This is a genomic window from Paenirhodobacter sp., assembly GCF_047600745.1.
Taxonomy (GTDB): Bacteria; Pseudomonadota; Alphaproteobacteria; order Rhodobacterales; family Rhodobacteraceae; genus Rhodobacter.
Window position 1 is genome coordinate 871,288 of record NZ_JASGKI010000004.1, and the last position, 12,464, is coordinate 883,751.

12 protein-coding genes and 1 pseudogene are annotated in these 12,464 nt (G+C 68.7%); 4 read left to right on the top strand and 9 right to left on the bottom strand.

The window, feature by feature from the left end; genetic code table 11:
* Positions 1-65: 65 nt before the first annotated feature.
* The 7 genes and pseudogenes from QM789_RS12940 to zapE all read right to left on the bottom strand — a co-directional run bounded on the left by QM789_RS12940 (position 66) and on the right by zapE (position 7,560).
* On the bottom strand, positions 66-2,084 hold the full coding sequence (locus tag QM789_RS12940; protein WP_420352296.1) for a M3 family metallopeptidase: 2,019 nt from the start codon (positions 2,082-2,084) through the stop codon (positions 66-68).
* Between the two features lie 56 nt (positions 2,085-2,140).
* Positions 2,141-2,968: pseudogene (locus QM789_RS12945) on the bottom strand (HesA/MoeB/ThiF family protein); the annotation flags it as partial.
* A complete protein-coding gene (gene dut, locus QM789_RS12950; protein ID WP_420352297.1) occupies positions 2,887-3,360 on the bottom strand; it encodes a dUTP diphosphatase in 474 nt (157 codons plus the stop codon). The pseudogene QM789_RS12945 and the gene dut, both read right to left, overlap by 82 nt.
* On the bottom strand, positions 3,357-4,562 hold the full coding sequence (gene coaBC, locus QM789_RS12955; protein WP_420353311.1) for a bifunctional phosphopantothenoylcysteine decarboxylase/phosphopantothenate--cysteine ligase CoaBC: 1,206 nt from the start codon (positions 4,560-4,562) through the stop codon (positions 3,357-3,359). Before coaBC ends, dut begins: the two co-directional genes overlap by 4 nt.
* 50 nt (positions 4,563-4,612) lie before the next feature.
* Positions 4,613-5,413, bottom strand: coding sequence for a ChaN family lipoprotein (locus tag QM789_RS12960; protein WP_420352298.1), 801 nt, complete (start codon positions 5,411-5,413; stop codon positions 4,613-4,615).
* Complete coding sequence (locus QM789_RS12965; protein WP_420352299.1) at positions 5,410-6,288, bottom strand: RNA polymerase factor sigma-32; 879 nt, start codon at positions 6,286-6,288, stop codon at positions 5,410-5,412. Before QM789_RS12965 ends, QM789_RS12960 begins: the two co-directional genes overlap by 4 nt.
* Positions 6,289-6,471: 183 nt before the next feature.
* Positions 6,472-7,560 carry a cell division protein ZapE gene (gene zapE, locus QM789_RS12970; protein ID WP_420352300.1) on the bottom strand — a complete coding sequence of 363 codons (1,089 nt, stop codon included), beginning with the start codon at positions 7,558-7,560 and terminating at the stop codon, positions 6,472-6,474.
* Positions 7,561-7,662: 102 nt separating this feature from the next.
* Between zapE and QM789_RS12975 the strand changes: the two genes are divergently transcribed.
* Genes QM789_RS12975 through lpxK form a run of 3 tightly spaced genes read left to right on the top strand, consistent with a single transcriptional unit; the run spans position 7,663 to position 10,146 of the window.
* On the top strand, positions 7,663-7,917 hold the full coding sequence (locus tag QM789_RS12975) for a DUF4170 domain-containing protein (protein ID WP_420352301.1): 255 nt from the start codon (positions 7,663-7,665) through the stop codon (positions 7,915-7,917).
* Positions 7,918-7,936: 19 nt separating this feature from the next.
* A complete protein-coding gene (locus tag QM789_RS12980; RefSeq protein WP_420352302.1) occupies positions 7,937-9,169 on the top strand; it encodes a 3-deoxy-D-manno-octulosonic acid transferase in 1,233 nt (410 codons plus the stop codon).
* The gene (lpxK, locus tag QM789_RS12985) at positions 9,169-10,146 is read left to right on the top strand and encodes a tetraacyldisaccharide 4'-kinase (protein WP_420352303.1); all 978 of its coding nucleotides are present in this window, start codon (positions 9,169-9,171) and stop codon (positions 10,144-10,146) included. Before QM789_RS12980 ends, lpxK begins: the two co-directional genes overlap by 1 nt.
* Here the strand turns inward: lpxK and QM789_RS12990 are convergent.
* On the bottom strand, positions 10,143-10,763 hold the full coding sequence (locus QM789_RS12990) for a DsbA family protein (protein WP_420352304.1): 621 nt from the start codon (positions 10,761-10,763) through the stop codon (positions 10,143-10,145). The two genes, lpxK and QM789_RS12990, sit on opposite strands and share 4 nt — an antisense overlap.
* Positions 10,760-11,311 carry a DUF721 domain-containing protein gene (locus QM789_RS12995; RefSeq protein WP_420352305.1) on the bottom strand — a complete coding sequence of 184 codons (552 nt, stop codon included), beginning with the start codon at positions 11,309-11,311 and terminating at the stop codon, positions 10,760-10,762. The genes QM789_RS12990 and QM789_RS12995 overlap by 4 nt, the downstream gene beginning before the upstream one ends.
* Positions 11,312-11,392: 81 nt before the next feature.
* On the opposite strand from QM789_RS12995, the gene QM789_RS13000 reads away from it, so the two are divergent.
* Positions 11,393-12,433, top strand: coding sequence for an A/G-specific adenine glycosylase (locus tag QM789_RS13000; protein ID WP_420352306.1), 1,041 nt, complete (start codon positions 11,393-11,395; stop codon positions 12,431-12,433).
* Positions 12,434-12,464 lie beyond the last annotated feature (31 nt).

Consider the following 12,464-nt stretch of genomic DNA (forward strand, 5'->3'; position numbering starts at 1 on the left):
TCCTGCCCCGAAGGATAGCGCGGGACAGGATGCGGGACACTCCGCCGCTTGCGGTCAAATCCCGTTCAGGCGGTTTCCAGAAGACCGCGCCCCTTGAGCAGCGCCTCCACCCCCGGTTTCTTGCCGCGGAAGTCCAGCCACAATTCATCCGCCGGACGCGAGCCACCCGCGGACAGGATATAGCGTTCCAGCTTCGCCGCCGTTTCCGGGTCGAAGGCATCGCCGCGCTCCTGAAACGCCTCGAAGGCGTCGGCATCCATCACCTCGGACCACATGTAGCTGTAATAGCCCGAGGAATAGCCGTCGCCCGAGAACACATGGCTGAAATGCGGCGTCGCGTGGCGCATCCGGATCGCATGGGGCATGCCGATCACGGCCAGGATCTCCGCCTGCCGCGCCATCGGATCCCTGGGCGCCGGGCCGTCGTGGAAGTCCAGATCGACCAGCGCCGAGGCGACATATTCCACCGTGGCAAAACCCTGATCATAGGTCTGCGCCGCCAGGAGCTTATCCAGCAAATCCTGCGGCATCGGCGCGCCGGTCTGCCAGTGCCGGGCATGCTTTTGCAGCACTTCGGGCACCTCCAGCCAATGTTCGTAAAGCTGGCTCGGCAGTTCGACGAAATCGCGCGCGACCGAGGTGCCCGAGATGAACTGATAGGTCACGTTCGACAGCATCTGATGCAGCGCATGGCCGAATTCGTGGAACAGCGTGCGCGCATCGTCATAGGACAGAAGCGCCGGATCGCCCTTGGTGAAGTTGCAGACATTGACGACGATGGCGCTGGTCTCGCCGCCCAGCTTGCGCTGCGAGCGCATCGCCGAACACCACGCGCCCGACCGTTTCGAGCCCCGCGCGAAATAGTCGCCCAGGAACACCGCCACATGCCGCCCGTTGCGCGTGACCTCCCATCCGCGCACATCGGGATGGTAGAACGGCCCCTCCAGCGCGCGGAATTCCAGCCCGAACAGCCGATGCGCGGTGTCGAAGGCCGCGCCGATCATCGCCTCCAGCGACAGATAGGGTTTCAGCAGCGATTCATCGAAATCGAACTCCGCCACCCGGCGCTTTTCGGAATAATAGCGCCAGTCCCAGGCCTCCAGATCGCCGTTCACGCCATCGGCGTGCATCATCCCGGTCAGCGTCGCGGCATCTTCCTCGGCCTTGCGCCGGGCCGGAGCCCAGACCCGCATCAGCAGGTCGCGCACCTGCGCCGGGGTCTTGGCCATCTCGTCATCCAGCTTGAATTCCGCGAAATTCGCGAAGCCCAGCAGATGCGCCCGCTCCTCGCGCAACGCGAGGATCTCGGCCGCATTGGCCCGGTTGTCGGTCTCGCCGCCATTGGCACCGCGCGCGACCCAGGCCTCATAGGCCACTTCGCGCAGCTCCCGCTTCGGCGAGAATTGCAGGAAGGGCACGATCAGCGAGCGGTTCAGCGTCAGCACCGGCCCCTCCTGCCCGCGCTCCCGGCCCGCCTCGCGCGCGGCGGCCACGACGAAATCGGGCAGCCCCTCCAGATCGGCCTCGGAGAGCGGGCGGAACCAGCTGCGCTCATCGGCAAGCAGGTTCTGGCTGAAGGCGGTGGACAGGACGGCCAGCCGCTCCTTGATCGCCGCCATCCGCTGCGCATCGGCATCGTTCAGCGCCGCGCCCGCACGCAGGAACATCTTGTGATACAGTTCCAGCACACGCGCCTGCTCCGCCGTCAGGCCAAGCTCCGCGCGCCGCTGCCACAGGGTGTCGATGCGCTGGAACAGCGGCCGGTTCATCGTGACTTCGGACGAAAACCCCGCCATCTTCGGCGCCAGATCGCGCATCAGCGCCTCGCGCTCCGGGGTGCTGTCGGCGCCCGAAAGGTTGTAGAACACCCCCGACACACGGTCGAGCAGCCCCTCCGCCTGTTCCATCGCCTCGATCGTATTGGCGAAACTGGGCGGGGCCGGATCCGCCGCGATCGCCGCGATATTGCGGCGCGCCTCGCTCAGCGCGGCCTCGAAGGCGGGGGCGAAATCCGCATCCGTAATCTCGGCGAAGGGCGGAAGGGCAAAGGGGCCGGACCAGTCGGCCAGAAGCGGGTTGGGCATCGAGAAATCTCCTTTGCGGTGAAGCTAGGATGCACGACGCCCGGATACCAGCCCCCTCACGCAATCGCGCCGCAGACCGGGCAGGCCGGATCGCGGCACAGCGCGATCTGCCGGCTTTCGCCCCAAAGCGCATCGTGGATCAGCAGCCGCCCGCGCAGCGTGGCCCCCGCGCCGGTGATCTCCTTGATCGCCTCGGCGGCCATCATCGCGCCGATGATGCCGGGCAGCGCGCCCATCACCCCCGCCTCGGCGCAACTCGGCGCCAGCCCCGCCGCCGGGATCACCGGGAAGACGCAGGCGAGGCAGGGCGCCCCGCGCGCCGGGTCGAACAGGCTCAGCTGCCCCTCCCATTGCGCGATGGCGCCGGAAATCAGCGGCACCCCGGCCTGCACGCAGGCGCGGTTGACCAGATGCCGGGTGTCGAAATTGTCCGACCCGTCCAGCACCAGATCCCAATCCGCGACCATCCCCACATTCTCCGGCCCGAGCCGCCGATCCATCGGCAGGACCGACACGAAGGGGTTCAGCGCCGCCAGCGCCGCCTGTGCCGCCGCCACCTTCGGCTGGCCGATGTCGCCGGTGCGAAAGATCACCTGCCGTTGCAGGTTCGAGGCACTCACCCGGTCGTCATCCACCACGCCGATCGTGCCCACCCCCGCCGCCGCGAGATACAGCAGCGCGGGCGCGCCAAGCCCCCCGGCGCCCACCACCAGCACCCGCGCCTGGTTCAGCCGCGCCTGCCCCGGGCCGCCAATCTCGCGCAGCATCAGATGGCGGGCGTAACGCTCGACTTCCTCCGGGGTCATGCCTTGCCGGTCGACCCGAAGCCACCCGCTCCGCGCTCGGTTTCGGTCAGGGCCTCGTCGGTGATCTCGAACAGCGCCTGCACCACCGGGGCGATGATCGCCTGCGCGATGCGCTCGCCATGCTGGATCACATAGGGCTCCTCGCCGAAGTTGATCAGCAGCACACCCAGCGGCCCGCGATAATCGCTGTCGATCGTGCCGGGCGTGTTCGGCAGGCTGATCCCGTGCTTCAGCGCAAGGCCCGAACGCGGGCGGATCTGCATCTCGAACCCTTCGGGGATCTCGACGCGCAGGCCCGTCGGCACCACCATGCGTTGCAGCGGATGGAGGGTGAGGCCCTGCGCGCGGTCCTCGGGGCGCAGGTTGGCGCGGATATCGGCCCCGGCGGCACCCGGCGTTTCATAGCGCGGCAGCGCCACGGCGGTATCGGCCCACTCCTCTTGCAGGATGCGGATGACGGGTTGATTCATGCGGTCTCTCCCAGCTTCGAGGCGATCCGGGCGGCCAGCCGCCGCGCGACCTCGGATTTGCTCATGCGCTCCCAGCACTCGGTGCCCTCGGCGTCGATGATGGTCACGGCGTTCTCGCTGCCGCCCATGATGCCGGTCGCCGGGCTGACGTCATTCGCCACGATCCAGTCACAGCCCTTGCGGGCGCGCTTGTCCCGGGCGTGGCGTTCGACCTCATGCGTCTCGGCGGCGAAACCGACGACCAGCCGGGGCCGCCCCTGCGTCATCTGCGACACCGTGGCGAGAATGTCGGGGTTCTCGGCGAAATCCAGCACCGGCATCCGGCCCGATCCGTCCTTCTTCATCTTCTGTCCGGCGGCATTGGCCACGCGCCAATCCGCCACCGCCGCCGCGAACACCGCCGCATCGGCGGGCAGCGCGGCCTGCACGGCGGAAAGCATCTCGCGCGCGGTCTCCACCCGGATCACCGTCACGCCGGGCGGCGGGGCTACATCGGCGGGGCCGGTGACAAAGCTCACCCGCGCGCCCAGGTCACGCAGCGCGGCGGCCAGCGCCGTCCCCTGCGCGCCCGACGACCGGTTCGCGATATAACGCACCGGGTCGATCGGCTCATGCGTCGGCCCCGATGTCACCAGAATATGCCGCCCCTTCAGCGGCCCATCGGTCAGCGCCGCGTCGATCGCCGCAACGATCTCCGCCGGTTCCGCCATCCGCCCGGGGCCGAATTCGCCACAGGCCATGTCGCCCTCGTTCGGGCCGGCGAACAGGATCCCATCCGCCCGCAACCGCGCCAGATTGCGCTGCGTCGCCGGATGTTCCCACATCCGCACATTCATCGCCGGAGCCAGCAGCACCCGCTTGTCCGTCGCCAGAAGCAGCGTCGAGGCGAGGTCATTCGCCAGCCCCCCCGCCATCTTCGCCATCAGATCCGCCGTCGCGGGCGCAACCACGACCAGATCGGCGGCGCGCGACAACTGAATATGGCCGATCTCGGCCTCCCGCGTCAGGTCGAACAGGTCACCATGCGCCGCCTCCCCGGCCAGCGAGGAGACCGTCAGCGGCGTGACGAACTCCGCCGCCGCCGCCGTGAGCACCGGCGTCACCGCCGCCCCCCGGCCCCGCAGCAGCCGGATCAGCTCGCAACATTTGTAGGCCGCGATGCCGCCGCCGATGATCAGAAGAATCCGCTTGCCCGCCAGCATGTCCCCTCCGCGCTTCGCCATGGTTTAGGCGTCCGCCGGGTGCGGCGCAACTAGCGGAACGCCTTGCAGGGATCCTCGCGCTCCGGCGCGGGGGCGACGATCCACAGATCGAACGGCTGCGGCTCCGCGACGGGCGGCTCCCGCTGACCGATCGACAGGACGGAAACCTCCGGCGCGGCATGGGCGATCATCGCCGGCACCGCGCGATCCGTCCGGGCATGGCCCGACCCGGTGATGAGCGCGACCGGCCCGCCCGTTTCGCGCAGCGCCCGCAGCGTGGCATCGGCAAAGGCCGCATCGCGCAGACGTTGCGCCGCCACCATGCCGGGCAGCATCTCGGGCGGCAGCGCGTCGCAGTGATCCGCCTGCGCCGCGGCCTCAAGCTCCGCCTGCAACTTCTTCGGATAGGGCTTGTCGATACCGTAGCGCGCAGCCTCCGGAAACACCTGCGCCAGCGGTTCGGTCATCGCGCGGCGGACCTCGGCCCGTGGCAAGGCGGCGCCATAGACCCGGGCCTGCGGCGCGGCGGCGAAGATCGGCGCATACATCGCGAAATCGGGCCAGCCCTCCCAGCCAAGCGCCTGCTCCAGCGCCGCGCTGTCCCGCATCAGCCCGGGCGTCGCCCGCGCGGCCTGTTCCGGGGTCAGCATCTCGAACACCAGTGCCTTCGGCCGGAGCGCCACGATGGCGGCGGCCTGATTGCGGTGGTGGTCCGGATTGTCATGGACCTCCCCCAACACCAGAACCTGCGCAGAGGCCGCCCCGATCCGGGCGGCCAGGTCATCTGCGGTGATCTCTTCGGCCCAGACGGGGGCAGCGGCCACAAGGGCGGATAGGACAAGCATCTTCATGCGAAGAAACCTGCAACCTCCTCGCCATGAAGTTCAAGGCTTTTCCGCATTTTGCCGAAGGCCTGCACCTCCAACTGGCGGATCCGCTCCTTTGACAGGCCCAGTTCCTCCCCCAGGCTTTCCAGCGTGCGCGGCTCGTCGATCAGGCGCCGCTCGGTGATGATGTGGCGTTCCCGCGCGGTCAGGTGGTCCATCGCCTCCGCCAGCCAGCCCTTCATCTGCGCGCCATCGTGAGATTCGGAGACCCGCTCCTCCGGACCGGCGCCGTCATCTTCCAGCATATCGACCCATTCGCGGCCCTCCTCGTCGCTCGACTGCGATGCGTTGAGCGAAAAGTCGCTGCCCGAAAGCCGGCCCTCCATCATCTCGACATCGGCCATCGGCACGCCGATCACCTGCGCCACCCGCGCCCGAAGCTGCGCGCCGTCGAGCGAAACGCCCTCGGCCTCCGCCTCGCGCGCGATCTGTGCCTGAACCCGGCGCAGGTTGAAGAACAGCGCCTTTTGCGACGAAGTGGACCCCGTGCGCACCATCGACCAGTTGCGCATCACGAATTCCTGGATCGAGGCCTTGATCCACCACACCGCATAGGTCGAGAATCGCACGCCGCGATCCGGGTCGAACTTGTCCGCCGCCTTCATCAGGCCGAGCGATGCCTCCTGGATCAGGTCGCTCATCGGCGCGCCGTAGCGGCGGAATTTCGCCGCCATCGACACCGCCAGCCGCATATAGGCCGTGACCAGCCGGTGCATCGCCGCCTCGTCGCGCCGGTCGCGCCAGGCACGGGCCAGTTCCGCCTCGGTCTCGGCATCCAGATACTCCGCCCGCATCGCCTGCCGGGGCAGAGTGTCGTCATTCATTCCATCGAGTGCCATCACCAGTCTCCCGGTTCTCCGCCCCAGTGGCACTATAATGTCGCAGATTGTCACAGGTTCCATACAGAAAGTTCCGGCGCAGATACATGTTTTCCGCGCCAGCCCGGTTCAGGCCGATATTTTCCCATGATTTCCGTGCCCTGCCCCGGATGTGCGGTGATGCAGCCGGGCCTGTGCGGAAATTCAGGCCCGGCCCCAGTCCTTGTCCTGCATTTCGCGCAGGCGCGAGGCGGTGCGCTCGAACTCGAACGCGCCCTCCCCCTCCTGATAAAGCCGCTCGGGTTCGTCCGCCGCCGAGCAGATCAGCCGCACCTTCGCCTCGTAAAGCGCGTCGATCAGCGTCACGAATCGCTTCGCCTGATTGAAGTTGGAGGCCGAAAGCTGCGGGATGTCGTCGATCATCAGCACCCGCATCGCCTCGGCAATCGCCAGATAATCCGCCGGGCCGAGCGCATGGGCGCACAGATCCCAGAACGACGCCCGCCCGACGCCGGAATGGAACTGCGGGATCACCACCTCCCGCCCCTTCACCGCGATCTTCAGCGGCTGGCCCGGATCGCCGCCCGACAGTTCATGCCACAGCGCATCCATCGCCTCGGTCGCGGCGCGGCCGATCGGCTGGAAATAGACCTGCGCGCCGGTCAGGCGGTGCTGGCGGTAATCGGTCTCGCTGACGATCTCGCGCACCGTCAGTTCGCGGTTCAGGATGCCGATGAAGGGCAGGAAAAGCTGCCGGTTCAGCCCGTTCTTATACAGATCCTCCGGCGCGCGGTTCGACGTGGTGACGACGGTCACCCCGCGCTTGAACAGCTCCTCGAACAGCCGCCCGACGATCATCGCATCGGCAATGTCGGTGATCTGCATTTCGTCGAAACACAAAAGCCGCACCTGATCCGCCACCTCCCGCGCCACGGGCAGGAGCGAATCCTCCACCTTCGCGCGGCGGGCGGCCTCGATCTTGGCCTGCACCTCCTGCATGAAGGCGTGGAAATGGACGCGCCGCTTCGGCACGTTCACTGCGCCGCAGAACAGATCCATCATCATCGACTTGCCGCGCCCGACGCCGCCCCACAGATACAGCCCCTTCACCGGCTGCGGCTGCGCGGCCTTGGTGAACATCGCCAGCAGGCCGGGCTTTTTCGGCACCGGCGCGGATTCCAGCTTTGCCCGGATCTCCTCCAGGCAGGGCAGCACGGCGCGTTGGGCCGCGTCCGCGTGCAGGCTTCCCTCCGCCACGCGGGCATCGTAGATCTGCATCAGGGTCTGTGTCATGGTGCCTCCGGATTCGCCCGCACCTTGCCGCGAAGCCCGGCCTTGAGCAAGTGCATGCAATGGCATACCTTGCGCGGGCAGCCCAAAGCCACAGGAGTCGCCATGACCAAGGCCCCGCAACGCTTGCATCTCGTCTTCGGCGGTGAACTCGTCGATCCCTCGCGCAGCGAGTTCAAGGACGTGAACAAGATCCATATCGTCGGCATCTACCCGAATTACGCCAGTGCCCATTCCGCCTGGAAGGGCGAGGCGCAGCGTACCGTGGACGATGCGCATACCCGCTATTTCATCGCCCACCTGCATCGCCTGCGCGACGAGGAATCGCCCGCTTCCTCGACCGAGGAACTCGGCGCCTGATCGCGGAATGGAACGGTCCTTGCTGCGGCGTCTGCGGCACGCCCTGTCGCCGCCGCGGCGCCCCGGGCCGGCGACACAGGAGGCGATCACCCAGCCCCGCCCCGACGGCCCGCTGATCTGGTTCGTCATCGACCCGGCGCCCGAGATGGAGTCGGGCGTTGCGGTCCTGTTGCGCCGCCTGCGGCAGCAACAACAGGGCCTGACCCTGCTGGTCAGCGCGCCCGAGGCGATGGCGATGGCGCTGCCGCCGCGCACGATCCGGCTGGACCCGCCCGAGGATTCGCCCGCCGCGGCGCGGGCGCTGATCGGCCATTGGCAGCCGGATCTGATCGTGCTGATGGGGGGCGTGCTGCCCGCCGCGCTGATCGACAGCGCGGACGAGGCCGGGATCGTGCTGATGGCGGTGGACAGCCGCCTGCCCGAGGATGCGGCGAAGGGCTTCTTCCGCCGCCGCCTGACCCGGCAACTGCTGGCGAAACTGGTGCGAATCAGCGCGCGCGATGCCCAGGGGCGGGCCGCCCTGATCGCATTGGGCGTCGATCCGGAGCGGGTCGAGGTTGGCGGCGTGCTGTCCGAACCCGCCGAACCCCTGCATTGTTCCGAGGCGGAGCGGTCTTCCATCGCGGCCATCACCCGGACCCGCCCGGTCTGGCTGGCCGCCGCCGTGCCTGCGGACGAAATCGCGCTGGTGCTGGAGGCCCATACCCATGCCGCGCGCCATGCGCACCGGATGCTGCTGATCCTCGCGCCCGATGATGAAACCCTGGCCGAAGCCCTTGTGCAGCGGCTGGATTCCGAGGGATGGGTGGTCGGCCAGCGCACCGTCGAGGGGGAGCCCGACACCGACATGCAGATCTTCATCGCCGACGACCCGCAGGAATACGGCCTGTGGTATCGTATCGCCCCGGTGAGCTACATGGGCGGCACGCTGACCGGATCGGCCCGGTTTCCGCGCTCACCGCTGGAACCGGCTGCGCTTGGCTCGGCGGTGGTGCATGGGCCGCAGACCGCGCCCTTCGGCCCGGATTATGCGCGCCTCGACGAAGCCCGCGCCGCGCGGGCGGTGGACGAGGACCACCATCTGGCCTCGGCCATCGCCGATCTGATGGCGCCGGACCGGGCGGCGATGCTGGCCCATAACGCCTGGGCGATCACCTCGGGCGGGGCGGGCGCGGCCGAGGCCGTGGCACAGGCGATCCTCGCCGAACTGGGCCTTGCCGAACTGGGCCTTTCCGAACTGGGGGCGCGCTGATGGGGGCGCCGCTGTTCTGGTTCACCACGCCGCCGACGCTGACCGCGCGGCTGCTCGCACCGCTCGGGGCACTTTACGCCCGGGCGACGGCGCGGCGGGTCGCCCGGCCCGGCCTGCGGATCCGCGTGCCGGTGATCTGCGTCGGCAACATCAACGCGGGCGGCACCGGCAAGACCCCCACGGTGATCGCGCTGGTACAGCATCTGGCCGCGCGCGGCATCGCGGCCCATGTCGTCAGCCGTGGCCATGGCGGCAGCCTGACCGGCCCGGTGCAAGTGGACGAGCGCCGCCATACCGCCGATCAGACCGGGGACGAACCGCTGCTGATCGCGGCCTTTGCCCCCACCTGGGTTGCGAAGGACCGTGCCGCCGGGGCGCAGGCCGCCATGGAGGCCGGGGCGCAGGCGGTGATTCTGGACGACGGGCATCAGAACCCGGCGCTGGTAAAGGATCTGTCGCTCGTCGTGGTCGATGCGGTGAAGGGCTTCGGCAATGGCCTGTGCCTGCCCGCCGGGCCGCTGCGCGAACCGGTGGCGGCGGGGCTCGCGCGCGCCGATCTGTTGCTGTCGATCGGCCCGCCCGCAGCGCAGGCCGGTTTCGATGCGCGCTGGCCGGTGGACCTGCCGCATCTGCGCGCGGCGTTGCAGCCGCTGCGGACCGGGATGGACTGGCAGGGGCTGCGCGTTCTGGCCTTTGCCGGGATCGGCCATCCGGAGAAGTTCTTCGCCACGCTGCGCGGTCTGGGCGCCGAGGTGCTGCGGGCCGAGGCGCTGGAGGATCACCAGCCCTTCACGCCCCGCCTGCTGACCCGGCTGGAGACCGAGGCGCGGCTCATGGGCGCGCAGCTGGTGACCACAGAGAAGGACGCCGCCCGGCTTCCGGCCACGTTCCGGCCGCAGGTGCTGACGCTGCCGGTGCGGCTGGTGCTGGAGGATGCCGCGCCGCTGGATGCGGCGCTGGCACGGATCGGGCTTTAGCCGCCGAGCTTTTCGTCCAGCAGCTTCTTGAAATCGGCATAGCTCATGTTGCCGTATTTCTTCCCGTCGATCACAAAGCTGGGCGTCGCGTCGATCCCGTCCGCCTGCGCGTTCTTCTGGAAGGACGCGACCATCGCCTGAGCATGTTTCTGATCGTTCAGGCAGGTCTCGATCTGGTCCCCGGTCAGCCCGGCCTTCAGGCCGATCTTGCGCAGGTTGGCGGCGATGGTGGCATCCTTGCCGTCGCCGATCCAGTCGCGCTGGCCGTTGAACAGCATGCCCGCAATGCCGTAATATTTCGGCGCCCCGCCGCATTGCGCGACCATGCCCGCCCAGAGCCCGTATTTGTCGAAATAGACCTCGCGCAGGATGAACTTCACCTTGCCGGTGTCGATGTAGTCCCGCTTCAGGTCCGGAAAGACGCCATCATGGAAATCGGCGCAATGCGGGCAGGTATAGGAGGCATATTCGATCACCGTGACCGGCGCGTCTTCCTTGCCCAGCGGGATGTCGGGCAGGATTTCGGCGGCCTCATCGGCCCGCGCGGCGGTGCCGGGGAGCCAGCCTGACGTCACGGCTGCGAGGGCCAGACCAAGGAGGAGGGAGCGTCGGATCATGGGGAACCTTTCTTCGGTGCGGTCCGGGAAGCGGACCGGATCAGGAAATTCCGGGTCAGCGTTTCGATCGCGCTGCGCAGGGTTTCGTCTTCGCAGCCCTCGGCGGCGGCGCGGGCCTCGGCGCGGATCTGCGGCGTCGGCACCGGAGGAGCCTTCGGTTGTGTCAGGAAGACCGCCTGCCCCTCGGCAAAACCGGTGGCCGCCGTCTGGGTCAGGACGACACGGGAAATCGCGTTGTAGCCGTAGCAGGCGTTGACCTTCTCGCGGATCTTCTCGCGGCTCATGTCAACGATCGGCGCGGCGGCTCCCTCGACCAGAAGCGTCAGCGTGGCGCCGAATCCGCCCCGGGCGTAACCCACCTTCACCGGGCGGCAGAGCCGGGCGATCTCCTCGCCCACCACTTCGGGCCAATGCGTCAACAGCCGGGATACGGCGAATCCGCGCGCCTCTCCGGCGGTGCGGATCCGCTCGCTCAGCAGGCGGGATGCGGCCTCGAAGCCGCGATTGCGGCGCGATGCCTTCGGCGCGGCGCGGTATTCCTCGCTCATCCCTGTCCTTCCCTGCGTTCGGCGCTATTCTAGGCGGCCTGCGAGGCAATGCCACCGGATTGATAAAAGGGAGCATAAAGTTTGCGTGACGGAGAAGAAAGCGCGGCAGGAAAGGCACTGCTCGACTGGTATGACGTCCACGCGCGCGAAATGCCCTGGCGGATCGGCCCCCTGCGGCGGGCGGCGGGTGAGCGCCCCGACCCCTATCGCGTCTGGCTGTCCGAGGTGATGTTGCAGCAGACCACGGTGGCCGCGGTGCGCAGCTACTTCCGCCGATTCACAGACCGCTGGCCCCGGGTGGGCGATCTGGCGGCGGCCGAGGATGCCGAGGTGATGGCCGAATGGGCCGGTCTGGGCTATTACGCCCGGGCCCGGAACCTGTTGAAATGCGCCCGCGCCGTGGCCGAACGCGGCGGCTTTCCGGACACGGCGGAGGGGTTGCGCGCCCTGCCCGGCATCGGCCCCTATACGGCGGCGGCGGTGGCGGCGATCGCCTGGGACGAGCCCGCCGTGGTGGTCGATGGCAATGTCGAGCGGGTGGTGGCGCGGCTCTGGGCGGTGCAGACGCCGCTGCCGGGGGCGAAGGCGGAGCTGACGCAGCTGGCCGGGCGGCTGACGCCCGCGCTGCGGCCCGGCGATCATGCGCAGGCGATGATGGATCTGGGCGCGACGATCTGCACCCCGCGCAATCCGGTCTGCGCGCTCTGCCCGGTCGATGCCTATTGCGCCGCGCGGGCCGAAGGCATTGCCGACAGCCTGCCCCGCAAGGCACCGAAGGCGGAAAAGCCCACGCGGGAGGGGTTCGTTTATGTCGCGGCTTCGGCTGCGGGTGTGCTGCTGGAGCGGCGCCCGGAGAAGGGCCTGCTGGGTGGGATGACCGGGTTTCCGGGGTCGGACTGGGGCCCCGCGCCGCTGCCCTGCCCGCCCCTCGCCGCGAACTGGGTCGAGGCGCCGCTGGTGCGCCATACCTTCACCCATTTCCACCTGCGGCTGCGGGTCTTTGCCGCGCAGGCCGAGGGCGCGGGCTTCACTCCCCGCGCGGCCTTCCGCCCCGCCGCCCTGCCCACGGTGATGCGCAAGGTCTGGGATGCCGCGCAGGCGGTTTTGCCGCAATCCGACTGATTGCGTCGGGAAACCAGTGCGCTATCATGGC

What these genes read in the sequence shown, in the direction of transcription:
- QM789_RS12940 (WP_420352296.1), bottom strand. Translation starts at nt 2,084, where the DNA reads ATGCCCAACCCGCTTCTGGCCGACTGGTCCGGCCCCTTTGCCCTTCCG.
- dut (WP_420352297.1), bottom strand. Translation starts at nt 3,360, where the DNA reads ATGAATCAACCCGTCATCCGCATCCTGCAAGAGGAGTGGGCCGATACC.
- coaBC (WP_420353311.1), bottom strand. Translation starts at nt 4,562, where the DNA reads ATGCTGGCGGGCAAGCGGATTCTTCTGATCATCGGCGGCGGCATCGCG.
- QM789_RS12960 (WP_420352298.1), bottom strand. Translation starts at nt 5,413, where the DNA reads ATGAAGATGCTTGTCCTATCCGCCCTTGTGGCCGCTGCCCCCGTCTGG.
- QM789_RS12965 (WP_420352299.1), bottom strand. Translation starts at nt 6,288, where the DNA reads ATGGCACTCGATGGAATGAATGACGACACTCTGCCCCGGCAGGCGATG.
- zapE (WP_420352300.1), bottom strand. Translation starts at nt 7,560, where the DNA reads ATGACACAGACCCTGATGCAGATCTACGATGCCCGCGTGGCGGAGGGA.
- QM789_RS12975 (WP_420352301.1), top strand. Translation starts at nt 7,663, where the DNA reads ATGACCAAGGCCCCGCAACGCTTGCATCTCGTCTTCGGCGGTGAACTC.
- lpxK (WP_420352303.1), top strand. Translation starts at nt 9,169, where the DNA reads ATGGGGGCGCCGCTGTTCTGGTTCACCACGCCGCCGACGCTGACCGCG.
- QM789_RS12990 (WP_420352304.1), bottom strand. Translation starts at nt 10,763, where the DNA reads ATGATCCGACGCTCCCTCCTCCTTGGTCTGGCCCTCGCAGCCGTGACG.
- QM789_RS12995 (WP_420352305.1), bottom strand. Translation starts at nt 11,311, where the DNA reads ATGAGCGAGGAATACCGCGCCGCGCCGAAGGCATCGCGCCGCAATCGC.